Source organism: Streptomyces sp. NPDC058308 (assembly GCF_042880275.1).
GTDB lineage: Bacteria > Actinomycetota > Actinomycetes > Streptomycetales > Streptomycetaceae > Streptomyces.
This window is the reverse complement of sequence record NZ_JBHVZA010000004.1, coordinates 333,129-357,120: the sequence shown is the minus strand read 5'-3', so window position 1 is coordinate 357,120 and position 23,992 is coordinate 333,129. Positions and strand designations below refer to the sequence as shown.

The 23,992-nt window shown below is 72.5% G+C and carries 15 protein-coding genes; 8 read left to right on the top strand and 7 right to left on the bottom strand.

Annotated features, from left to right (window positions below; all coding sequences use genetic code 11):
* The first annotated feature begins 142 nt into the window (after positions 1-142).
* The gene (locus ACFVYL_RS08810; protein ID WP_389713898.1) at positions 143-3,187 is read left to right on the top strand and encodes an alpha-mannosidase; all 3,045 of its coding nucleotides are present in this window, start codon (positions 143-145) and stop codon (positions 3,185-3,187) included.
* Positions 3,188-3,217: 30 nt separating this feature from the next.
* Here the strand turns inward: ACFVYL_RS08810 and ACFVYL_RS08805 are convergent, their stop codons facing one another.
* The 3 genes from ACFVYL_RS08805 to ACFVYL_RS08795 form a co-directional block, all read right to left on the bottom strand.
* The gene (locus ACFVYL_RS08805; RefSeq protein WP_389713897.1) at positions 3,218-4,960 is read right to left on the bottom strand and encodes a pyruvate dehydrogenase; all 1,743 of its coding nucleotides are present in this window, start codon (positions 4,958-4,960) and stop codon (positions 3,218-3,220) included.
* Between the two features lie 120 nt (positions 4,961-5,080).
* The gene (locus ACFVYL_RS08800; RefSeq protein WP_389713896.1) at positions 5,081-6,868 is read right to left on the bottom strand and encodes a protein phosphatase 2C domain-containing protein; all 1,788 of its coding nucleotides are present in this window, start codon (positions 6,866-6,868) and stop codon (positions 5,081-5,083) included.
* A 130-nt stretch (positions 6,869-6,998) separates the two neighbouring features.
* The gene (locus ACFVYL_RS08795; RefSeq protein WP_389713895.1) at positions 6,999-10,751 is read right to left on the bottom strand and encodes a S8 family serine peptidase; all 3,753 of its coding nucleotides are present in this window, start codon (positions 10,749-10,751) and stop codon (positions 6,999-7,001) included.
* A gap of 205 nt (positions 10,752-10,956) precedes the next feature.
* Between ACFVYL_RS08795 and ACFVYL_RS08790 the strand changes: the two genes are divergently transcribed.
* Complete coding sequence (locus ACFVYL_RS08790; RefSeq protein WP_389713894.1) at positions 10,957-11,961, top strand: helix-turn-helix domain-containing protein; 1,005 nt, start codon at positions 10,957-10,959, stop codon at positions 11,959-11,961.
* 75 nt (positions 11,962-12,036) lie between these two features.
* Positions 12,037-12,519: a DUF456 domain-containing protein gene (locus tag ACFVYL_RS08785; RefSeq protein ID WP_389713893.1), complete on the top strand. Its 483-nt coding sequence runs from the start codon at positions 12,037-12,039 to the stop codon at positions 12,517-12,519.
* Between the two features lie 82 nt (positions 12,520-12,601).
* Here the strand turns inward: ACFVYL_RS08785 and ACFVYL_RS08780 are convergent, their stop codons facing one another.
* Both ACFVYL_RS08780 and rsgA read right to left on the bottom strand, forming a co-directional pair.
* Positions 12,602-14,005, bottom strand: a complete 1,404-nt coding sequence (locus ACFVYL_RS08780) for a DNA-3-methyladenine glycosylase 2 family protein (protein ID WP_389713967.1) — start codon at positions 14,003-14,005, stop codon at positions 12,602-12,604.
* Positions 14,006-14,263: 258 nt separating this feature from the next.
* Entirely contained in the window at positions 14,264-15,346 is a 1,083-nt protein-coding gene (gene rsgA, locus ACFVYL_RS08775; RefSeq protein WP_389713965.1) for a ribosome small subunit-dependent GTPase A, read from the bottom strand.
* A gap of 517 nt (positions 15,347-15,863) precedes the next feature.
* On the opposite strand from rsgA, the gene ACFVYL_RS08770 reads away from it, so the two are divergent.
* Genes ACFVYL_RS08770 through ACFVYL_RS08760 form a run of 3 tightly spaced genes read left to right on the top strand, consistent with a single transcriptional unit; the run spans position 15,864 to position 18,990 of the window.
* Complete coding sequence (locus ACFVYL_RS08770) at positions 15,864-17,453, top strand: hypothetical protein (RefSeq protein ID WP_389713892.1); 1,590 nt, start codon at positions 15,864-15,866, stop codon at positions 17,451-17,453.
* Between the two features lie 18 nt (positions 17,454-17,471).
* On the top strand, positions 17,472-18,398 hold the full coding sequence (locus ACFVYL_RS08765) for a hypothetical protein (RefSeq protein ID WP_389713891.1): 927 nt from the start codon (positions 17,472-17,474) through the stop codon (positions 18,396-18,398).
* Between the two features lie 46 nt (positions 18,399-18,444).
* A complete protein-coding gene (locus ACFVYL_RS08760) occupies positions 18,445-18,990 on the top strand; it encodes a hypothetical protein (RefSeq protein ID WP_389713889.1) in 546 nt (181 codons plus the stop codon).
* On the opposite strand, the gene ACFVYL_RS08755 is transcribed toward ACFVYL_RS08760, so the two are convergent.
* The gene (locus tag ACFVYL_RS08755; RefSeq protein ID WP_389713888.1) at positions 18,966-19,538 is read right to left on the bottom strand and encodes a GNAT family N-acetyltransferase; all 573 of its coding nucleotides are present in this window, start codon (positions 19,536-19,538) and stop codon (positions 18,966-18,968) included. The genes ACFVYL_RS08760 and ACFVYL_RS08755 overlap by 25 nt on opposite strands.
* A gap of 403 nt (positions 19,539-19,941) precedes the next feature.
* Between ACFVYL_RS08755 and ACFVYL_RS08750 the strand changes: the two genes are divergently transcribed.
* Both ACFVYL_RS08750 and ACFVYL_RS08745 read left to right on the top strand, forming a co-directional pair.
* On the top strand, positions 19,942-21,159 hold the full coding sequence (locus tag ACFVYL_RS08750) for a cytochrome P450 (RefSeq protein WP_389713887.1): 1,218 nt from the start codon (positions 19,942-19,944) through the stop codon (positions 21,157-21,159).
* A 9-nt stretch (positions 21,160-21,168) separates the two neighbouring features.
* Entirely contained in the window at positions 21,169-21,372 is a 204-nt protein-coding gene (locus ACFVYL_RS08745; RefSeq protein WP_389713885.1) for a ferredoxin, read from the top strand.
* Positions 21,373-21,405: 33 nt separating this feature from the next.
* Here the strand turns inward: ACFVYL_RS08745 and ACFVYL_RS08740 are convergent, their stop codons facing one another.
* On the bottom strand, positions 21,406-23,976 hold the full coding sequence (locus ACFVYL_RS08740) for a polysaccharide lyase family 8 super-sandwich domain-containing protein (protein ID WP_389713883.1): 2,571 nt from the start codon (positions 23,974-23,976) through the stop codon (positions 21,406-21,408).
* Between the last annotated feature and the right edge of the window lie 16 nt (positions 23,977-23,992).

Below are 23,992 nucleotides of genomic sequence, written 5' to 3'. Positions count from 1 at the left end.
GCTCGAACAACCTCACGAGATGCATGCCCCGGGCCCGTGGCGGCACGCTTGTCGAATCGTCAACCAATGGCGGTGGGTGCATCGCGGCGTACGGGGGGAAGTGAAGCGGTGGACCCCGCCGCTTCAGCCCCGAGGAGCCCGAGTGCACGACGACCGACTGCTGGTGGAAGGCCGCCTGGAGCGGGCCCTGCGCCAGTTCATCCAGCCCGCCCAGTACGCGCGGCGCACGCCGCTGTCCCTCTCCGTCTGGCACGCGCCGGGCGAGCCGGTGCCGGTCGCGACGGCCATCGAAGCCGCGTACGAGCCCTTCGAGACCGGCACGCAGTGGGGAAACCCCTGGTCCACCAGCTGGTTCCGCATTCAAGGTCGGGTGCCGGAGGAATGGCGCGGCCGGCGGGTCGAAGTGGTGATCGATCCCGGCTTCACCGGGGACGGTCCCGGCTTCCAGGCGGAGGGCCTGGTGTACGACGCGTCGGGCGTTCCCCTGAAGGGCGTTCACCCGCGCAATCGGCATATTCCGGTGGACTCCCCCGCCCGGGGCGGCGAGTCGGTGCACCTACTCCTGGAAGCGGCGGCCAATCCTGTCGTTCTGCACGACTTCGTGCCGACACCGCTCGGCGACGTACTGACCGCAGGCAATAGCCCGATGTACCGATTCGCGTCTGCCGATCTCGCCGTACTGGACGAGGACGTATGGCAGTTGACCTTGGACATCGAGGTGCTTTCCGAGCTGATGCGCGAACTGGACCCCGAACGTCCGCGTCGCCACGAGATCCTGCGCGCTCTGGAGGACATGCTCGACGCACTCGATCTGCACGACGTGCCGGGCACGGCGGCCGCGGCCCGCGCCGGGCTCGCCGGCGTCCTCGCCAGTCCCGCGCACGCCAGCGCGCACCGGGTGTCGGCGGCCGGTCACGCGCACATCGACTCGGCGTGGCTGTGGCCGCTGCGCGAGACGGTGCGGAAGGCTTCGCGGACCTTTGCCAATGTGACGGCACTGGCCGAGGAGTACCCGGAGCTGGTCTTCGCCTGCTCGCAGGCCCAGCAGTACGCCTGGGTGAAGGAGCACCAGCCGCACATCTGGGAACGCGTCAAGAAGGCCGTGGCGGACGGGAACTGGGCGCCGGTGGGCTCGATGTGGGTCGAGTCGGACGCCAACATGCCGGGCGGCGAAGCGCTCGCCCGGCAGATCACGCACGGCAGGCGGTTCTTCCGGGAGGAGTTCGGCGTCGAGACGGAGGAGATCTGGCTGCCGGACTCCTTCGGCTACACCGCCGCGTTCCCGCAACTGGCGAAGCTCGCGGGCATCCGCTGGTTCCTCACGCAGAAGCTGAGCTGGAACCAGTCCAACAAGATGCCGCACCACACCTTCTGGTGGGAGGGCATCGACGGCACCCGGGTCTTCACCCACTTCCCGCCCGTCGACACCTACAACTCGCAGTTCCACGGCGCCGAACTCGCCCACGCCGAGCGGAACTTCGCGGACAAGGGGCGCGCATCGCGCTCCCTGGTGCCGTTCGGCTGGGGCGACGGCGGGGGCGGCCCCACCCGCGAGATGATGGAGCGGGCCCGGCGGCTGCGCTCCCTGGAGGGATCGCCGCGCGTCGAGATCGAGAAGCCGTCGGCGTTCTTCGCCGCGGCCGAGGAGGAGTACGGCGGGCAGGCGCCGGTCTGGTCGGGCGAGCTGTACCTGGAGCTGCACCGTGCCACCTACACCACGCAGGCGGCGACCAAGCGCGGCAACCGGCGCAGTGAACACGCCCTGCGCGAGGCAGAGTTGTGGTGCACGGCGGCCGCGGTGCGCGATCCCGCGTACGTGTATCCGTACGACACCCTGGACCGGCTGTGGAAGACGGTGCTTCTGCACCAGTTCCACGACATCCTGCCGGGCTCGTCGATCGCCTGGGTGCACCGGGAGGCGCGCGACACCTACGAGCGGGTCCTCGCCGAGCTCGACGAGATCACGGCGGCGGCCGTGCGGTCGCTCGGGGCGGGCGGGCCCGCGGCCCTGAACGCCTCGCCGTACCCGCGCGACGAGGTCGTCGACCCGGGCGACGGCACGCTGGTGCGCGTCGACGTCCCCGCCCTCGGCACGCGGAGCCTGGACGCCGCGCGGGACGCGGGCCCCGGGGCGCTCGCGCACACGACCGGCGACACGATCCTCCTGACCAACGAGCACCTGAGCGTCACCGTCGACGCCGCCGGGCTGCTCACCTCGGTCAAGGACCTGGACGCGGGCCGCGAGGTCCTCGCCGCCCCCGGCAACCTCCTCCAGCTGCACCCCGACCACCCCACCCACTACGACGCCTGGGACCTCGACAAGCACTACCGGCGCCGGCACACCGACCTCACGGACGCCGAGTCCGTCGAGCTCGTCGAGGACGGGCCGCTGCGGGTCGCGGTGCGTGTGGTGCGGTCCTTCGGGGACTCACGGATCACCCAGGAGATCCGGCTCGCGGCGGGCAGCCGGCGCCTGGACGTCGTCACGGACGTCGACTGGCGCGAGTCGGAGAAGGTCCTCAAGGCCGCGTTCCCCCTCGACGTGCACGCCGAACGGTCCGCCGCCGAGATCCAGTTCGGGCATGTGCACCGGCCCACGCACGCCAACACCGGCTGGGACGCGGCGCGTTACGAGATCTGCGCGCACCGCTGGCTTCGGGTGGCCGAGGAAGGGTACGGAGTCGCCGTGCTCAACGACTCGACGTACGGCCACGACGTGACGCGCGAGGAGCACGGGGACGCGCTCGGCACCACCGTGCGCCTCACCCTGCTGCGGGCCCCGCACAGCCCGGACCCGGAGACCGACCAGGGCACGCACCGCTTCACGTACGCGCTGCTGCCGGGGGCGGACACCGGCGACGCGGTGGCGCAGGGGCTCGCGGTCAATCTGCCGCTGCGGGTGGCCGACGCGCCCGTCCTGCCGTCGCTGGTGAGCGTCGACCACCCGGCGGTCACCGTCGAGTCGGTGAAGCTCGCCGACGACCGCAGCGGCGATGTCGTCGTACGTCTCTACGAGTCGCGGGGCGGGCGGGCGGCGGTCGTGCTCGCCGCGTCGTTCCCGGTGGCCCGGGCCGAGGTGACCGACCTCCTTGAACGGCCGCTGCACGAGGCGGAGACGGATGAGGCGGGCCTGAGCCTCGCGCTGCGGCCGTTCCAGATCGTCACGCTGCGGCTGCGGCCCGCCTGACCTGAGCGGGCGCCGGGGCCGGGGCCGGTGTCACGGCCTCGGCACGTTCCGCAGGTTCGAGCGGGCCATCTGCACCATCCGGCCCACCCCGCCGTCAAGGACGATCTTGCTGGCGGAGAGGGCGAAACCGGTCACCATGTCCGAGCTGATTTTGGGCGGGATGGAGAGGGCGTTCGGGTCGGTCACGATGTCGACGAGGGCGGGGCCCTTGTGCGCGAAGGCGTCCTTGAGGGCGCCCGCGAGCTGCTTGGGCTTCTCCACGCGGATGCCGTAGGCACCCGCGGCGCGGGCGACGGCGGCGAAGTCCGGGTTGTGGTTGGCCGTGCCATAGTTCGGCAGCCCGGCCACCAGCATCTCCAACTCCACCATCCCAAGGGATGAGTTGTTGAACAGGACCACCTTCACCGGCAGGTCGTGCTGGACGAGGGTGAGGAAGTCGCCCATCAGCATCGAGAAGCCGCCGTCGCCCGACATCGAGACGACCTGCCGCTTCCGGTCGGTGAACTGGGCGCCGATCGCCTGCGGCAGGGCGTTCGCCATCGAGCCGTGGCTGAAGGAGCCGATGATGCGGCGCTTGCCGTTGGGGGAGAGATAGCGGGCCGCCCAGACGTTGCACATGCCCGTGTCGACGGTGAAGACCGCGTCGTCGGCGGCGAGGTCGTCGAGGACGGAGGCGACGTACTCGGGGTGGATCGGGACGTGCTTGTCGACCTTGCGGGTGTACGCCTTCACCACCCCCTCAAGAGCGTCCGCGTGCTTCTTCAGCATCTTGTCGAGGAACTTGCGGTTCGACTTCGGCGAGACGCGCGGGGTCAGACAGCGCAGCGTCTCGCGCACGTCGCCCCAGACGGCGAGGTCCAGCTTCGAGCGGCGGCCGAGGTTCTCGGGCCGCACGTCGACCTGGGCGATCTTGACGTCGTCGGGCAGGAAGGCGTTGTACGGGAAGTCCGTGCCGAGCAGGATCAGCAGATCGCACTCGTGGGTGGCCTCGTAGGCCGCGCCGTAGCCGAGCAGCCCGCTCATGCCCACGTCGTACGGGTTGTCGTACTGGATCCACTCCTTGCCGCGCAGGGCGTGGCCCACCGGGGACTTGATCTTCTCGGCGAACTCCATCACCTCGGCGTGCGCGCCCGCCGTGCCGCTGCCGCAGAAGAGGGTGACCTTCCGCGCCTCGTCGATCATCGCCGCGAGCTGCTCGATCTCCGTGTCGCCGGGGCGCACGGAGGGGCGGGAGGTGACCAGCGCGGTCTCGGCGGCCTTCTCCGGAGCGGGTTCGCCCGCGACGTCGCCGGGCAGCGACACGACGCTGACGCCACTGCGGCCGACAGCGTTCTGGATGGCGGTATGCAGCAGCCTCGGCATCTGCTTCGGCGTCGAGATCATCTCGCTGTAGTGACTGCACTCGCGGAACAGCTGGTCCGGATGGGTCTCCTGGAAGTACCCGAGGCCGATCTCGCTCGACGGGATCTGCGCGGCGAGGGCGAGGACCGGGGCCATCGAGCGGTGCGCGTCGTACAGGCCGTTGATCAGGTGGAGGTTGCCGGGGCCGCAGGAGCCCGCGCAGGCGGCCAGGCGTCCGGTGATCTGGGCCTCGGCACCGGCCGCGAAGGCGGCGGTCTCCTCGTGCCGCACCTGGACCCAGTCGATCTCCTTGGTGCGGCGGATGGCGTCGACGACCGGGTTGAGACTGTCGCCGACGACTCCGTACAGGCGCTTGACGCCCGCGCGGACGAGGATGTCGACGAACTGCTCGGCGACGTTCTGCTTGGCCATGCTGTACGCACCTCTCGACGCTGGTGAACCGTGGCTCACCCCGTGTGACCCGTGGACCCGGTCTTCACTCGTGCTCCGGCTCGGTCGTGCCTCGGGTCCATGAAGTCACAGGTGCGGCACTCATGCCTCCCAGACCGCGGCGGCCGTCCGGTCGTCGGCGTACCCCTTGACCCTGACCTGGACGTCGGCCAGGAAGGCGGCGAGCCCCGGCGGGCCGCTCTTCTCCCATCTGCGGGTGAGGTGTTCGGCCAGCTCGGGCTCGCCGCGCAGCGGTTCGGCGAGGCCGCCGCTGCACAGCACGAGCGCGTCACCCGGGCGGGCGACCGAGGCCCGGAAGCGGAAGGGCTCCCGGGGCGGCTCGGGGGCCGGTTCGTAGGGGCTCGGCGGGGTGGTGATGCCGAGGTCCATGGTGAGGTGGTCGCCCTCGGGACTCTGCGCGGGCAGCGATCCGAAGCCGACGACGGCGTCGCCCGTGGCATCGGCGACGCGGGGCTCGATGTCCTGCCACTCGCCGCCACGCAGCCGGAAGAGGCCGCCTGTGCCGACGCCGAAGAAGACCCGGGTCCGGCATCGGGGGTCGGCCGGCAGGAGGAGGCAGCGCAGGGACGCCGCGTACTCCTCCGGCTCCAGGCCCAGGTCGACGGCGCGGGCGCGGAGCTTGCCGAGGCTGCGGTCGGTGAGCCGGTGCAGGCCGGACTTCAGGTCGCCGCGCCGGGCGGCCCTGATGTCCTCGGCGAGGCGCCGGTGGCTGCGGCCCACGGCCCGGCCGATCCACGCGCAGGCCTCGGCGGCGGCGCGGTGCGCTCCCGGGGTCGCGCGGGCGCCGGTGGCCATGGCGACGAGCACCAGGGAGTCCTCGCCGCTGCCGAAACGGGCGGTGAGCAGGGAATCCCGGCGCGGCTCGCCGCGGTACCGGGCGGAGTCCCCGCGCACGGAAGCGGCGCGCAGCGTGCTGGTCCCGTACCGCGCGCCGTCGAGCACGGTGTCGGCGACGAGATCCCCGAGGTCGTCCGGGTCGGCGGCGGGCAGCACGGTGGGCTCGGCCTCGTAGGTGGGCGGCCCGTCCCCCACGTAGGCGAGGGTCCCACCGGGCGGCACCGTCTCCTCGCGCCGCTCTCCCGACGCTCCGGGCCCGCCGTCAGGACCACGGCGCCGGGCAGCGTCGTCGGGCCCGTACGACGCGGACTCGTCCCCGCGCGGCGCCTCCGTGGACGGCGTCGAGTACGCGCTGCCCTTCCCCGGCCCACCGGCCGGGAAGGTCACGGGCCCGCTGGGGGCGGCGGGGGGCGGGGCCCAGGGGGCGGGGGCGACGAAGGTGGGCGGGCCTGCGGGGTCGGCGCGCTTGTGGTCCGGGGCCTGGCGGGAAGCCCGGCCGTTCTGCGCGGGCGGCCGCCGGGGTGGGGCGAGTGGCTGGGGCGGATCGGGCTGGTCGGGCGGACCAGGTGGCTCGGGCGGGTCGGGTGGCTCGGGTGGCTCGGGCGGGGCGCCCGACTGGGGCTGCCGGCGCGGCGCCGGGCGCTCCGGGGGCGCTTCGTCGGGAGTCACGAAGGGTCCGGCGGCGGGGCCTGGGGGGCGGGGTGGGGTGGAGGGAGGCGCGGCGGTGGGCGGCGCGGTGGTGGGCGGCCTTGGTTCGGGGGCGCGTGGCGCGGGGTCGCGCTGCGCGGGGGCGTCCGGTCCGGGCTCGTATGACGCCGGGTCACCTTGCACCGCGTCGCGTGACGCGGAGTCACCCCGCCCCGGGGCGCGCTGCGCGGGGAACCCTTCCTGCAGTGCGTCCGCCGCCGAGGCGAACCTGTCGTCGAGGGTGTCCGGCGCGGGCGCGGGACCCGTGTCCGGCGCGGAGTCGTCGTACAGCTGTCCCCACCAGTCGTCGTCGCGGCCGGTGGGCCTGTCCCCCTGCTGGCTCATGCCCCTATTTTCCACCGCTGAGGCCGTACGAAAACGGTGCATCCGGAAAATTTCCGGCCGCCGGGGGACGAGGGAGACCGCCGGGCGGGCCCACCCCCCACAGGAGGACCGCCCGGCGGGGCCGGTGTGGCTAGCGCACGTCGTAGGCGCGGGCCACGGTCTGTGTGACGGAGTTGCCGTGGGCATCCGTCAGCCGGGACCTGAGCCAGACCTGTCGGCCGGCCGCGCCCGTGTGGTTCACGGTCGCGCGCCACGTGCCGTCGTGTTCGGCGGTGGTGGCCGCCTGCCACGTCTGGCCCTCGTCGTAGGAGTACGACAGCTTCGCTTCTGCGAGCGCTCCCGGCTCGTAGCCCGCGTGCCCCGTCGCGCCGAGTTCAATCCGCAGTCCGTCCTTCGCGGGCAGGGTTTTGCGGCCGTCCTCCGGGAGGCGGTAGGTCGGGAAGAGCATCGGGATGCCCTGCGAGTACACCTCCTCGTCGAGGTGCGAGCGGAACAACCAGGTGGTTTCCGTCCCCGTCGACCGGTGCCAGACCCGCGAGCCGATCTTCTGCGTGGTGAGGGTGAGTTCGTACGCGGAGTCCTCGGCCGGGACCGTGAAGACCCCGGACGGCCAGCCCGACTCGCCCACGACCTCACCGTCCCGCTTGAGCCGCACGGAGCCGATGTCGCCGAAGCCGCCCTGGATTCCCGCGTGTTCGGCGTCGGCCCAGAAGCCGGGCGCGACTCCGATCAGGTTGCCCTGCCGCTCCCCCGCGAGCACCGGATCGCCCGCCGCGTCGCGCGGGGTGCCGGGCACGAGGACCCCGTCGTACCAGGTCTCGTCGCGCCGCTCGCCCTTCTTGTACGTACGCACCGGGTCGATCATGAACTCGCCGTACGGGAAGCTGCTGGAGACCTGGTGGCCCCAGCCGGTCGTGCCCGCCGAGTAGTACTCGGTGCGCTTGCCGGGGGCCGGCACGGACGCGAGGTCGCCGAAGTAGATCTCCAGTCCGCCGGGCCGGGCGGCGGAGGGCAGGTCCACATAGTCCGTGGTCTCCCCCATCGCCCGGTACGTCGACCGGTTCGCGGCGAGGTCCTCGTCCCGCACCCGGTAGGTGCGGTCGTCGCGGATCTGGCCCTTCTCGGGGAACGCCAGGTTGTAGACGTAGGGGCTCTTGGCCGTCGCCTTCCATTTCAACTGGACCTGACCCACGTGGAGTTGGGCCAGCAGGTCCGCCGCCTCGGCTGTGGGGATGCCGAGGACCGGCAGCGGGGAGCCGGTGAAACCGGCCGACGGGTACCAGCGGCCGGGAGCCGCGCGGTGAGCGATGACGGCGAGCGCGCCCGCCTTCTTCGCGTCGGCCGCCACGGTGGCCGCCTGGCCGCTGTCCGGGACCTCGACGAGGGCGATCCTGCCCTTGACCCCGGCGGTGGCGAGCTCGTCCGGCGTGCCGGACCCGGCGTCGACGAGGACCGCCCGGCCGGTTCCGTCCAGGTTGGCGGAGCCGGTCGAGGCCGTCACGGGGTGCAGCGACTTGCCGCCCACGACGGCGAGTTCGGAGATCTGGGGAGCCTCCGCGCGCCAGTAGCTGCCCGACTCGAAGGTGCCTTCGGACGGCATGCCCTCGACGGACCGGTAGTAGCCGCGGATCGTGCGGGTGCCCGCCGCGGTGCCCGCGTGCAGCCAGTGGTCCTTGCCCCAGGACCGGGCGAAGGCGAGGGTGGCGCCGCGGACTTCGGACGCCTTGTCGGTCCGGACGGCGATGCGGTGCGCCTTGCGGGCGTCGAGCGTGACCGTCGTGTCCTTCGTGACCTCGACCTGGGGGCGGGCGATGTGCGTGAGGGAGTCCGTCAGGGCGCCGCCCGACTTGTCGCCGGTCGCGATGAAGCTCGTCAAGAAGTAGGCACCGGGGCGCACTTGGTACGTCTGGTCGTTGGCACCCTCGTTGAAGCGGCGCTCGCCGCTCGCCGTGTCCGTGCCGATGAGGTCCACCGACGAGGGCCCGTCGGCGGGCTTGCCGTTCCGGTCGACCAGCTTCACGCGGAGGCTGACGGTCTCCGGCTGGACGTAGAGGGAGAAGGGGGTGGAGACGCGGGTGCCGCCGTCCACCGTGGCGAGGACGCGCCCCGTGACGTCGCCGTACTGGGCGCGCTTGAGGTCCGCGTCGGGCGTGAGCTTCAGCGGCACCTTGACGGTGGCCCCTGCGGGGACGGTCACGGAGCGCTTGCCGAGCCGCGCGATGTCAGGGCCCACGGCGGACCCGTCGTTGCCGGTGACGCCCGCCACCGCGAGCTTCAACTTCACTTCTCTGTCAGTGGTGTTGGTGTAGGGCACGTCGACCGCGGTGCGGTCCGAGGAGTTCTGCGGCCAGCCGAAGCTGCCGCCCCGCACCGCGGGCGAGCCGAGCACCTGCTGGTCGATCGCGGCCTTGGCGTCGAGCCGTCCGCCGCCGGTCTCGCGCGCGTCGCCGGGGATCCGGCTGTCGGCGGACGACACGAGGGCCGCCTTGATCCGCTGCGCGGTCCAGTCGGGGTGGCGCTGCTTGACGAGGGCGGCGGCGCCCGCGACGTGCGGGGTCGCCATCGACGTACCGCTCATGGACTGGTACGCGTAGGGGCCGCGCCCGCCGGCCGCCGCGGCGGAGATGCCGACGCCGGGCGCGGCGATCTCCGGCTTGAGCGTGTGCGAGCCGTACGCGGGGCCGCGGCTGGAGAAGGGGGCCGTGGTGTCGTCGCGGTCGACGGCGCCCACGGTCAGGACGCCGGGTGCGCAGCCGGGCGAGGATACGGAGTTGAGGGCCGGGCCCGTGTTGCCCGCCGCGATGACGAAGAGAGTGCCCTTCGCGGACTGCGCCAGTTCCTCGGCCGCCGTGCTCATCGGGTCGGTGCAGTCGGTCCGCGCCGGGTTGCCGAGGCTCATGGAGACGACGTCGGCCTTCTGGTCGACGGCCCACTGCATGCCCGCGATGATCCAGGAAGTGGCCCCGGACCCGGAGTCGTTGAGTACCTTGCCGTGCAGCAGCTCGGCGCCGGGCGCGACGCCCTTCTTCCTGCCGCCGCTCGCCGCACCGGAGCCGCCGACGGTGGAGGTGGTGTGGGTGCCGTGGCCCTGGCGGTCCTCGTCGTCCGGGGAGTCGGTGAAGTTCTTCCTCGCCCCGATGCGGCCCTTGAGGTCGGGGTGTTCGGCGTCCGCCCCGGTGTCGAGCACGGCGACCTTGGTGCCCTTGCCGTCGTAACCGGCGGCCCAGGCCTCGGGGGCGTGGATCTGCCGGGTCGACTTGTCGAGGGTGGCCTCGACCTTGGCGTCGAGCCAGAGCTTCTTCAGGTCGCCCGCCGCACGGGACGCGGGGCTCGTGACGTCCGTCCAGAACGCGGCGGCCTTCTTCTTGTCGGCCTTCAGGGCGACACCGCCGACGGGTTCGAGGACGAGGCCGCGCTCGGCGCCGCGCGGAGTGGCGGGCAGCGTGCGGGCGACGTCGACGGACTTGTCGTACACGGCGATGAGCGGCAGCTTCTTGGCGTGCGCGTCGTCGTAGCCCTGGCGGACGAGCCCGGTGACGTTGAAGAGTTCCTCGTCGACGAGACCCCTGGCGATGGCGTGCTCGGCGCCCTCGGGATAGACGTACAGGTCCTTGCCCGACTGGCGCGTCTGGATCAGCGGAACGGTGCCCTCCGCGCCGGGCAGTGCGGCCGCCCCCGCCCCGCCCCTGCCGTCGGACGTCACCAGGATCCGGTCGCCGGTGACGAGGGTGACGACGGAGCTGCCGCCGTCCCGCGCGGCGCTCCCCGTCAGCGGCGGCCGCTCCGCCGACGGTCGTGGCTCGGCCACGGACGGGACGGCCGCGGTGACGGCCAGGACGGCGGCGGACGCCGCCCCCAAAGCCGTACGCGATATCGGGCGCATCGCTCTCCCCAGGGTTGACGGGCATGCGGAACCGCAGGCCGATTCGGCCCAAAGGCCGCATAAGCGGCCGCGGTTGGTGCTGCGGTGGCGTCACCTTGGCAGAGAGACGGGTGGTGCGGGGATGATGTCCCCGGGCGGGTTTACGCCGTGGCTGTTTCCCGCCACGGCGCCGTCGCAACGGAGCCGTGGGGAGGGACGTCGCCGCATGCTGGCAGCGATCGGTCTGGACGAGACGCACGAGTCGGCGTACCGGGCGTTGGTGTCGGTGGGCGCCGCCGACGTCGCGGATCTCGCGCGCAGGCTCGCGCTCGGCGAGCCGGAGACCGAGCGGACGCTGCGCCGCCTGGAGCGGCACGGCCTGGCCGCGCAGGCGTCCGGCAGGGCGGGCCGCTGGGTGGCGGCGCCGCCCGGCGTCGCGCTCGGCGCGCTCCTCACCCAGCAGCGGCACGAACTGGAGAAGGCCGAGCTGGCGGCCACCCTGCTCGCCGAGGAGTACCGCGCGCAGGCCGCGGAGCCCGCCGTCCACGATCTGGTCGAGGTGGTCACCGGGGCGGCCGCGGTCTCCCAGCGCTTTCTCCAGCTGCAGCTGGGCGCGGCCGTCGAGGTGTGCGCCCTGGTGACCGGCAGCCCCGTCGCGATCACCGGCACGGAGAACAGCGCGGAGGAGCAGGCCACGGGCCGCGGCGTGCGCTACCGCGTGGTGGTCGAGCGCACGGTCCTCGACCTGCCGACCGGCCTCGTCGAGCTGTCGACGGCGCTCGGCAGGGACGAGCAGGTACGGGTGGTGGACCGCGTCCCGACCAAGCTGGTCATCGCCGACGGCTCGCTCGCCATGGTCCCGCTGACCTCGCGCACGGCGGAGCCCGCGGCGCTCGTCGTGCACGCCAGCGGCCTGCTCGAATCGCTGACGGGCCTCTTCGAGGCGGTGTGGCGCGAGGCGCTGCCGCTGCGCATCGGCGAGGACGGCGGCACGCTCGTCGAGGACGCCCCGGAGGGCCCCGACGGCACGGACCTGGAGATCCTTTCCCTGCTCCTCGCGGGCCTGACGGACGCCAGCGTCGCCAAACAGCTCGACCTGGGGCTGCGCACGGTGCAGCGCCGGGTGAAGCGCCTGATGGAGCTGGCGGGTGTCACGACGCGGCTCCAGCTGGGCTGGCACGCGTACGAGAGGGACTGGGTGTCACGGCGCTCCCGGCCGCCCCAGGACTGACCCACGCCCTCTTCCGCCACCTCGCCAGCCCCGACCTGACCTGCGGTTTCGCGGAATCTCAGGCACGCTTGACGGATGGGAGCGTGGGAACTCCTGCTGGTCGGCGTGGTGATGCTGCTCGGCCTGTGCGGAGTGCTGGTGCCCGGCGTACCGGGGTCGTGGCTGGTGTGGGCCGCGGTCCTGTGGTGGACACTGTACGAGCCGAACGGCCTCGCCTGGGGCATCCTCGTCGGCGCGACCGTGGTGCTGCTCGCGGCGCAGGCGGTGCGCTGGCAGCTGCCGCCCCGACGGCTGCGGGAGAGCGGCGCGACGCCCCGGATGGCGGTCTTCGCCGGGGCCGGGGCGCTGCTCGGCTTCTGCGTGGTGCCGGTGATCGGGGCGATCCCCGGCTTCATCGGCGGGATCTACGCGGGTGAGCGGCTGCGGCTCGGGCGGCACGGCGAGGCGGCGGCCGCGACGCGGACGGCCCTGCGGATGGGCGGGAGCAGTGTGCTGACCGAGCTGTTCGCGTGCCTGCTGATCGTGGGGGCGTGGCTCGGGGCGCTCATCTGGGGCTGAGGTGAGGCCGGGCTCACCTGGGGCTGAGGTGCGGCCGGGCTCACCTGTCGCCCTGTGCCACTCACCGGTCGTCCTGTGCCACTCACCTGTCGTCCTCTGCCAGATGGCGCAGGGCGTACGAGCGCCACGGGCGCCAGGCGTCGACGGCGGGTTCCGGCTCCCCCGGCAGGTCCACGTCGGGATCGCCGAGGGCCCGCATCCGGATGAGCGCCGCGGTCCGCGCCTCCATGCCGGGCAGGGCGAGAAGCCCCGCCTCCGCGTCGTCGCGGTCCGCGCCCGCGTCCAGGCGCAGGGAGCCGTCGGCGAGCGCCGCGGCGAGGGCGCCGAGCGTGCCGGGCTCGGCCGCGAGGTCGGCCGGGGCGGGAAAGACGTGGCTGAGCCGCCCGCACGCGGCGTCGAGCACCTTGCCGTACCGCTGGACGAGGCGCTCGGCGCCCGCCCGCCCCACCAGCGCACGCACCGCGAACTCGTCCGGGTCGGCGGCGCCGGGCGACCTGAGCCCCGGCCGGGCGGCGACGAGCGGGGCGAGGCGGGGGTCGGCGCCGAGCCGCTCGTCCACGGCGTACGGATCGGCGTCGAGGTCGAAGAGGCGGCGCAGCCGCTGCACGGCCGTGGTGAGGTCGCGCAGATCGGTCAGGTGCAGCCGGGCGTCGAGCCAGCCGCCGCGGTGCACGGCCTCGGTGCTCGACCCGCCGCCGGTCCCCGTGGTGACGTCGTTGTGCGCCTCCTCGACGGCCACGATGCCTGTGCCGTACGGCAGCCGGAGCGTACGCCGGTAGGTGCGGGCGCCCCGTTCCCCTGCGACCTCCTCGATCCCGGTGACCGCCTCGGCGGCGAGCAGGTCGAAGACGGCGTCGGCACGGTAGGGGCCCCGGTGGGCCAGGCGCAGCGGGATGCCGGCGGCGGGCGTGGGCCGGGCCGCGCCGCGCCGGGGGGCGGCGGCGCGCAGCGCGGTCGGCGTCAGCGCGTACACCGCCTTGACGGTGTCGTTGAACTGCCGGACGCTCGCGAACCCGGCGGCGAAAGCGATCTCCGTGACCGGCAGCTCCGTGGTCTGCAGCAGCACGCGGGCGGTGTGCGCGCGCTGCGCCCGCGCCAGGGCGACGGGGCCCGCGCCCAGCTCGGCGGTGAGCTGACGCTGCACCTGCCGGGCGCTGTAGCCCAGGCGCCCGGCGAGCCCCGGCACGCCCTCGCGGTCGACGACGCCGTCGCCGATCATGCGCATGGCGCGGCCCACCACGTCGGCGCGTACGTTCCAGTCGGCGGACCCGGGGACGGCGTCCGGCCTGCAGCGGCGACAGGCGCGGAAGCCGGACGTCTGGGCGGCGGCCGCGGTGGTGTAGAAGCGGACGTTCTGCCGCTTGGGGGTGACGGCGGGACAGCTGGGCCGGCAGTAGATCCCGGTCGTCTCGACGGCGAAGAAGAACTCCCCGTCGAAGCGGGCGTCCCGGCTGCGCACGGCCTCGTACCTGGTCTCTTCATCGATCACCCCCTCATTGTGATCCGCGCCCCTCCCCTCGGCTGGCGGATTTCGGACACGACCTTTTCAGGGGCGCGGGGAACGGCGCGGTCTTTTGGGGGCGCGGGGAACGGCGCGGCCTCTTGGGGGCGCGGGGAACTGCGCGATCTCTTGGGGGCGCGGGGAACTGCGCGATCTTTCAGGGGCGCGAGGAACCGCGCGACCAGCCACCCCCGCCCCGCAGATCCCCACGCACAGATCCCCACGCACCCACCCCGCCCGAGCTCAGCGCAAGCGCCCCCGCTTGGCCTCCATCGCCGCCTTCCCCTCCGCCCCCCGCAACCGCCACTGCCTCCGCATCTCCGCCCGCGCCCGCGCATCCGTCTTGGCGACGATGCGCTGGTTCTCGCGGATCAGCTTGCGGTAGCTGTCGAGACGGCGCTCCGGCAGCGTGCCGTCCTCGACGGCGCCGAGCACCGCGCACCCCGGCTCCGCGCCATGGGCGCAGTCGTGGAACCGGCAGCGCTGCGCCAGCTCCTCGATCTCGGAGAAGACCTGCCCGACGCCGCTCTCGGCGTCCCACAGGCCCACGCCGCGCAGCCCCGGGGTGTCGATGAGGACCCCGCCGCCGGGCAGCGGGATGAGGTTGCGCGTCGTCGTGGTGTGCCGCCCCTTGCCGTCGACGTCACGGATCGCCCGGACCTCCATGACGTCGGCGCCGGCAAGCGCGTTGGCCAGCGTCGACTTGCCGGCGCCGGACTGACCGAGCAGCACCGACGTGCCGCCGGAGACGACGGCGGCGAGGACGTCGACGCCCTCCCCGGTGGCGGCGCTGACCGGGAGGACCTGCACGCCGGGCGCCGTGGTCGCCACGTCCTCGACGAGGTGGCCGAGCGTGGCGGCGTCCGGCACGAGGTCGGCCTTGGTGAGGACGACGACGGGCTGCCCGCCCGACTCCCAGCCCAGCGCGAGGAAGCGCTCGATCCGCGCGAGGTCGAGCTCCACGGCGAGCGGCACCGCGATGATCGAGTGGTCGACGTTGGCCGCGAGGATCTGCCCCTCGGACCGCTTGGACGAGGTGGAGCGCACGAAGGACGTACGCCGCGGCAAGTACGCCTGTACGTAGCGGGGGTCGCGGTCGGCCGGGTCCACGGCGACCCAGTCACCGGTGCACACGACCTTCAGCGGGTCGCGCGGGGTGACGAACTCGGTGTCGGCCCGCACGGTCCCGTCGGCGGTGACGACGTCGCACTGCCCGCGGTCGACCCGGACGACACGCCCGGCGACCAGCTCCCGCGCCGCGTACGGCGCGAACTCGGCCTCCCAGCCCGCGTCCCAGCCGTACGCGGCGAGGGGATGCGAGGAGATCCCCGAAGAGAACGGGGAAGAGAACGGCGAAGAGGAGGACGAGGAAGACGGAAGAGAAGAAGAGGAAGACAAGGGGTGACCCTTCACAGGGGCGGCCCCGGCGTCCGCGCACGGTCGGCGCGGAGGTCGATCAGATCAGCCGGAGGCCACGGAGGTGGACTTGATGAACTTCCGGATGCGGGCAGCGCCCATCGCAACGACAGCCATCGGTCAACACCTCCAGTCCCAGCGCGGTCGGTCCGGACGGCCATGCGGCCTCCCGGGAACATCCCGGAGCCTAGCCACCGCCCCGAACCCGACGCCACCGCTTTTTCGACGGCCTCCCCGGCCGGTCCCCGCGCCCCCCACGCACGAGTTCTGTGACACCACCCCGGCGGCCCGGAGGTGCGCCTGCCCTCCCCGGGCCGACGGCCTCCGAACGGGCCGCAGGACGTCCGGCATTGAGCTGTTCCCTCAGCGCGGCGGTGGCTACGCTGCCTGCCACATTCGTGCCCGGGGGGGCGGAACGGGGGGACAGATGGCGATACCCGAGACACCGGTGGGGGCACTGGGGGTGCAGGACCGAGCCGCGACCCGCCGCTTGTGCGCAGGCGTGTACGTGGACGCCCGGTTCCGCACCGCGGTCATCCATGAGGTCTACAACGCGCGCCGGCGCCGCGTCGCACCCTCCTACGGATACGACCTGATCCCCGTACTGGCCCATGCCTGGCGGGCCTGGTGGCTGTCCACGGTCGAGGACGCCGTGCTCCTCGCGGTCTTCTGCGCGGCCCTCATCACCCAGCCCGCCGCCGCGTTCTTCGCCACGGCCGTCCTCGTCGACCTCGCGCTCCTGGGCACGTTGGCCGCGCGCCTCTCCAGTCGCTGGTCCGGTCTGCGCACCGGCACGGCGGACGACGAAAGTTCTCGTGAACCGCCGCCCAAGTCCCTGGAGAACGGCATGTACGTGGCGGCACTGGCCACCGTGCTTGCCCTTGCCGTACTGCTGGCGGACGACGGGATGCGGGGGTTCCGAACGGCCGCCCTCGTCGCGGTGGCGCCCTGCGTGGTCCTCGCGGCAACGGACGTCCTGCGCCAGCTCGCGCTGAACCGGCTGCGCCGGCACCTGGAGATGAACCGGCCCTCGCGGACCAGCCGGCGGCTCTCCGTCATCGACGGCCAGCAGCGGCACCCCATGGTGGTGTACTCGGGGAACGAGCCGTTCATCGGCAGTGGCCGGCGCCTGAGGACATGGTCCTTCGCCCAACGCCTGGTGGAAACAAAGGGGATCGGCGGCGAGAAGGATGTGGAGTTCGCGAAGAAGCCCTTCCCTACCTGGGATCTTGTCGAAGAACTCCGGCAGGCCATCACCGCGTTGGGCACAGAAGAGGATCCCGAGACCCGGCTGCCCGGCCTCATCGTGGACGATTCCCTTTTCGTGGAGGGCCGATACGCGCAGAGCTACGCGGGTGAGCTGACCACGGCGCCGGGTGCCGACCTGGTGCGGCGCATGCTGGACAGCCCCACGGAGACCGCCCGTCACCACCTGACCTGCCGGGTGGAGTCGTGGGGCGGCGACCTGGTGACGACCATCTTCGTTCACGTATCTCTTCAAGGGCGCACCCTCTACATCGAGTTCACCACGTGCGGCCTCGCGCCGACCAGGCTGGAGTATCACGTGGTTGATCTCGTGGGCGGGACGGGACGCATGGCGGCGTTCCGGGCCGCCTTCGCGAGTGTGCGACGCCTCCCGGCGGTCGCCATGGCTCCCCTCCGCCTGCCGGCCGCCGCCACCCTGCTGTTCGGGTCCGCACGTGCGGGAGCCGACTCCACCGCGGCAAGCCTCAAGCGCGGTTTCGACATCGGTGCCTCGCTCAGCGCACGGGAAATCGCCTCCATCGAGGCGGACGAGAGCTACTTCCAGACCTTCGATGTCGCCAAACACTCGAAGGTCATCGAACGACGCCTGCTGGCCACCGTCGGGGAATTCCTCAAGGAGCACGGTGTCGACACCACAGAATTCCTGCAGCGGGCCACCGCCATCCTGAACAACGGGATCATCAACACGGGTTCCGGGAACGTCGACGTCACGGATGCGGCGATGGGGCAGGAGACCAGCGTCTCCAAGTGATACGAGGGGAGATTCCGGATGAGCAACTACGGGATCAGCAACACCGGCTCCGGGAACGTCAGCGTCAACGGCCCCCTCGCCATGGGCAAGGGCACGACCGTGACGCAGCACGCCGTCCAGCCGCCGGCCGCCGCGGAGGAAGCCGGGACTGCGCCGGCCCGGGCCGAGGAGCGGAAGCCGAAGGAGCAGGTGTGGCACGTGGGTGTGGTCACGGTGCTCCCCGTGGAGACCCGCGCCGCGATCGACGAGCTCGCGCAGTGGGGTGCGCACACCGAACGGCGCACTTTGCAGGGCACTGTCTTCCATGAGTTCGTCCGCGAGGCCGGCGCCCGGACCATCCGGCTGTCCCTGACCCAGTCGCTCCTGCCGGGACAGCACTTCGCGGGCAGCGCGGTCGAGCAGTTGCGAAGGGAGTGCGCTCCGCGGCTGGTCGCGCTGGTGGGGATCGCCGGCTCCATCCATCCGGACGTGCACCTGGGTGATGTCGTCATCGCGCAGGAAGTCGTCCATTACGAGCCGCGCAAAGTAACGCCACAGGGTGTACTCCGCCGGGGCCGCAGCCACACCGTCACGGCCGGCGTCCAGCACGCCGTCAACAGCTTCTTCACGTCGCACGGAGAACCCTGGCCGCTGCCCGGCTCCTCCGGCCACCGAGCGCTGCGCGGCCTGATCGGCTCGGGTGAGGCCGTGCTCGCGGACGTGAGTGCCGATGAACGCCGCTACCTGCGCGAGTACAACGAGAAGATCCTCGCTGTGGAGACGGAGGGCGCCGGCCTCGCGACGGCCGTCCATTCGTCCATCGGCGAGACCGGAGCCGCCGAGGCCTGGCTCGTGGTCCGCGGGATCTCCGACGCGGCGAGCCCGGACAAGAACGACAGCCACCACCAGATCGCCAGCCGGAACGCCGCGTTCGTCTTCGCTTCGCTGCTGCCCCACCTCACGTGATCCCCAGACCGGCCCACGCAGCCGGCACCGAGCGGAAGGGAACGGGATGGCGGAGCCGGAGGAAGTGACGCTGGGACGCGTGCTTCTCGTGGAGTACGAGCAGCTGAAGGCGGAGCAGAAGAGCCGCATCGCCCTACGGGACAACCTCATCTACGCCATGCTGGCCGCGACGGCCGCGGTGATCGCCGCCACCATCCCGTCCACCAGCCGGACGGCTCTGCTGCTGCTTCTCCCGCCCCTGGCCGTGCTGCTCGGCTGGACCTACCTGGTGAACGACGAGAAGATCTCGGCGATCGGGCAGTACATCCGGAGCACTTTGAGCCCGCGGCTGAAGGGCGTGGCGGACCAGAGCGACGACGTGTTCGGCTGGGAGACGGCTCATCGGCAGGACCGGCGCCGAGGGACCCGCAAAAGACTCCAGCTCGCCGTGGACCTGCTCGCCTTCTGCGTCAGCCCGGGGGCCGCGCTGACCGTCTTCTGGGTCAACGGGCATCTCACGTGGCCGCTGTTGACGGTCTCCCTGGTCGAGAGCGTGGCTCTGGTGGCTCTCGGCGTTCAGATAGCCCTCTACGCCGACCTCGGCCGAAGCTGACCGCGAGCCGCGCGCCACTCGGGTGCGAGCACCGACCACACCTCGGTGTCCTGCCGTACGCCCCGGTACGGATCGTCCTCGCGGAAGTGGCCCTCGCGGGTCATGCCCAGGCGGGCGGCCACGTTGATGCTCGGTGTGTTCTCCGGGGAGACCAGCCACTCCACCCGGTGCATGCCGCGTGCCTCGATCGCCCAGTCGATGACGACGCGCACCGCGCGGGTGACCAGGCCGCGTCCGGCAGCGGCCGGTTCCAGCCAGCAGCCCGCCTCGCAGGTGCCCGTCGCCGTGTCGAAGGCGCGCAGGAGGACGCCGCCGACGAGTCGGCCGTCGAGTCGGATGCCGTACAGGCGGCCGGTGTCGGCCGCGGCCTTGTCGGCGTACACCTGGAGCCAGGCGCGGGCGGAGTCCAGGTCGGCCGTGATGTCGGGGAGTCCGACGTAGCGGCCTATGTAGTCGCGGCCGCGGTCCATGTGCGCGAGGAACTCCTCGGCCTGCCACGGCTCCAGCGGACGCAGGTCCGCCCCGTCCCCCAGCGATATCGCGAACATTCCCGTCCTCCACAGCGCCGCACCGGTCGCCCGGATCTTCGCACGGCGGGTACGCGAGCCGGAACGTGAGGCAGGCGTGAGCAGAACCGGGCCGCCCCGGGAGACGGTCCCGCGAGTCGCCACGCTTCGTAGTCGGCCGGAATCCGCTCCGTGACGGCCGCCGACAGCGCCTGCTCATCGGCGGCGATGGCGGAACGGCACCCGGGCGAGCAGGCCGTTCGCGCTCGTGGCGCTGCCACCGCGCACCCGAACCTGCCCAGACGCAGGCAGGTTGCGCGGAGGGGGTGGTTCCGGACAGATGTCGCGGCGCGGCGATCTGGCCGGTCTTGTCGTGGACGAAATAGATGCCCTAGGCATCCAATGGCACGGACAGAGGGAAGAACTGCGCTTGCGAGGTACACCCATGACGGAGTCAACGAAGGCGATGGAAACCGTCTCCTTCCCCCAGAACCGCTCGTGTCCCTACCACCCGCCGACCGCGTACGCGCCGCTGCGCGAGACCCGCCCGCTCTCCCGCGTCAATCTCTTCGACGGCCGCTCCGTATGGGTGGTCACCGGGCGGAAGGCGGCGCGTGAGCTGCTCGTCGACCCGCGTCTGTCCGCGGACCGCCAGCACGCGGCGTTCCCCTCGCCGACCGAGCGCTTCGCCCGGCTCGACGACCGTCGCATCGCCCTCCTCGGCGTCGACGACCCGGAGCACAACACCCAGCGCCGGATGCTGATCCCGAGCTTCTCCGTCAAGCGCATCGCGGCCATGCGGCCGCGGATCCAGGAGACGGTCGACGGGCTTCTGGACGCCATGATCGAGCAGGGCCCGCCCGCCGAACTGGTGAGCGCCTTCGCGCTGCCCGTCCCTTCCATGGTCATCTGCGCCATGCTCGGGGTGCCCTACGCCGACCACGAGTTCTTCGAGGAGCAGTCGCGACGGCTGCTGCGCGGGCCCACCGCCGATGACACCCAGCGGGCGCGGGACGAACTGGACGCGTACTTCTACGCGTTGATCGACAGCAAGCGCGCCGCACCGGGCGACGGGCTCCTCGACGAGCTGATCCAGCAGCAGCTCGCCTCGGGCGCGCTCGACCGGGAGGAACTGGTCAGGCTGGCCACGATCCTGCTGATCGCCGGGCACGAGACCACGGCCAACATGATCTCGCTGGGCACGTTCACCCTGCTCCAGCACCCCGACCGGCTGGCGGAACTGCGCGCGGGGCTGCGGGCCGAGCCGCCGCTGATGCCCGCCGCCGTCGAGGAGCTGCTGCGCTTCCTGTCCATCGCGGAGGGGCTGCTGCGGGTGGCCACGGAGGACATCGAGTACGCGGGCAGCACCATCCGCGCCGACGACGGCGTCGTCTTCGCCACGTCCCTCATCAACCGGGACGACATGGCCTATGAGGCCCCCGAGGAGCTGGACTGGCACCGCCCGGACCGTCATCACGTCGCCTTCGGCTTCGGCATCCACCAGTGCCTGGGCCAGAACCTCGCACGCGCCGAGATGGAGATCGCCCTTGGCACCCTCTTCGAACGGCTGCCGGGGCTGCGGCTCGCGGCGCCCGCGCAGGACATCCCCTTCAAGCCGGGCGACACGCTCCAGGGGATGCTCGAACTCCCCGTCACCTGGTAGGAGTCGGCCATGGCGAGCACGGCGATTCACGTGGCGAAGGACCGGTGCGTGGGCGCGGGCATGTGCGCGCTCACCGCGCCGCGTGTCTTCACCCAGGACGACGACGGCCTCAGCGAGGTCCTGCCCGGCCGCCAGGACGGCGGCGGCGACCCCTTGGTACGGGAGGCGGCGCGGGCCTGCCCGGTGCAGGCCATCAGTGTTGATGAGAGTTGATGGCCCGACAGCAGGCGGCGTACGGCGGGGGCTTCAGCCCGACAGCGTAGCCGTGAAGCTTCTGCCGTAGGCGTGATGGGTGTCGACCTCGACGCGGGTGCCGCCCGGCACCCGGCGCACCCGGACCTCCGGATCCCCGATGACCTTTCGCAGGGGACGGCCGGGGAGCAGCAACGGCACGGCGTCCCGGTCCATCGTCGGGTCGGACACCGCGAGGGAGACGGTCGCGGCGCGGCGCTCCCGGCGCAGGATGACCGAGGCGGGTCCGTGCACGTGCAGGCCCGCGGTCCGGTGCCGGCCGGGGGTGAAGGAGTTCGCGGCCGTCAGGCCGAGGCCGGAGTGGGCGAGGGCCTGTAGGCGCGCGGAGTTGGCGAGGACCCGCAGCGGCCCATGGCGGTGGGCGCGCAGCTGGTCCTCGTCGGCGTTCGGCACCAACGCGTAGGCGAGACGGGCGGGTTCGGAGCCCGCAGGTCCGTCGATCGTGATGCCGAGGACCGAACGGGTCACCTCCGTATCGGGGTTGGCGGTGCGCACGGCCCGGCGGCTGCGGGTGACCTCGGCCAGCGTCACCCGTACCGGCGGGGTGTCGAGGAACAGATAGCCGACGGCGGTCCCCTGGGTGGCGTTGGCGTGCCGCAGCCAGCGCAGGCCGGCGGTGCCGGGGCCGGTCCAGGGGCGGCCGTCGCGCAGCATGCCGGTGAGCGAGGTGCGGTCGGTCACGGCGGCGGTGCGGGCGTCGACGGTGGTGGTGACGGCGCGGCCCGCGGCGTCGCCGACGTCGGCGGCGAGCACCACGATCTCGTCGTCGAGCAGGAACCACGACTTCGTCGCCGTCGCGCCCCGGTAGACCACGAAGTCGTCGGGCAGCAGGTGCCGGTCGCGGTGGGCCACGTCGTTGGACTGCACCATTCCGGCCGCGCCGTAGGCCCCGAGGACGGCGCCGCCCGAGTACCGGTTGGTGCCGCGCGGGAAGTAGACGTACGCGTTCTGCGACTCGGAGGACGACGTGAAGTGGAGCGGGTGGCCGGGGTTGTCGTAGTACGGCTTGCCGTACAACTCCGGTACGGTGTGCCGCTGTTGGACGGGCGCGGTGACGCCCGCGAGGCCGTAGGGCGAGACCGTGGTGTAGTAGTCGACGCCGTACGCCTGCGTCTGGTCCTGCCCGGCGAGGTAGAGGTAGTACGCCCCGTCGCCCTGGAACCACGGCATGAGGTTCTCGCCGTTCATGTACTCGTACTTGCTGATCCGGTCCGAGCTCCGCGCGAGGGCGAAGGCGTAGCCCGGCCTGCGGTGCACGGTCTTGTCCATGGCGTTGAACGCGACGCTGCGCGCCGGGGCGTTGAGGTCCGCGGCCGGGACGGCGGCGTCGCCGAGGATGTCGGCGTAGCGCACGATGCTGACCGGGGAGACGAAACGGGCCGGGTCGATGGCGGCCCGCGAGGTGGCCCTGAGGTGCTTGACGTAGCTCTTCAGGGCGGTGGCCTCGGCGCCCGCGGCGAGCGAGGAGAGGTCGACGACGGCCTCCACGACCACCGCCGCGTCGGTGTACCCGGAGTCCGTGCGCGCCACCGCGCGGCCCTTGACGATCTCCATCATCCAGCCCTCGAACATCAGCGGGGCGAAGCCGTTCCGCACCCAGCCGGACACCGTCGGCACGAGCTCCTCGCCGTGGGCGAAGCCCGTGCCGTCCAGGATCTTGAGGGTCTGTACGACGCGGGTGAGCAGCCCCTTGCCGTACGAACCGGTGTACGCGACGGAGGCGTGCTGGATGAAGGAGCCGTCCGCGTAATGGCCGTCCGCCACCCCGTGTCTGAGGTCGTACGGGTCGATCGTGGCGAAGACCGTCAGCTGGTCGGTGAGGGCCTTGCGGATCCGGGAATCGCCGGGCTCGCCCAGGAGAGCGCCCTGCAGTATCCGGTTGGTGGTGATGTCGGCGAGGTTGGCGCCGGTGTGGAAGCGCGAGTCGAGGTCGACGTCGCCGCCGGTGCCGTTGCGGAGGTAGGCGTCCATGGCTGCGACGTAGGTGGCCACCAGCTCGGGGCGGTGGGCGGCCACCGCGTCGGCGAGCAGGACCAGGGTCTTGCTGATGTGCTGGGAGATCCCGATCTCCCAGTGGAACCAGTTGCCGTAGTACCCCTTGGACTGGTCCCCGTAGTAGTGCTCGTGGAGCCAGGCGAGCCCGTCGATCACCCGGCGCTGCACGGCCGTGCTGCCGTACAGGTCAGGGGCCATGCCCGGCGCGCGGGTCGCGAGGGCGATCTCGTAGAGCCTGCGGTAGGCGGTGTTCAGGTTGGCCTCGTCGGTGCCGAGGACCAGGCCCGCGAAGAGCTCACCCGCGCCCGCGTCGTCCATCGCCTTGAGGCCCGCCCGCGCCGTCTTCTCGACGGCGGCGAGCTTCGCGGCCGTCTCGGGGCGGGCGTTGGACGCGGCGGTCCCGGCGAAGACGGCCACGGTGTTGGCGAGCAGCCGGGCGCGGTCCGCCGCGGCGGTGGCCGCGCTCACCCGGCCCACCGGGACCACCGGGACCACCGGGACCACCGGGACCACCGCCAGGAGACCGGTGGCCGACAGGGCGGACAGCAGGTGTCTGCGGGTGATCTCCATGGCGGCCTCCAACGGT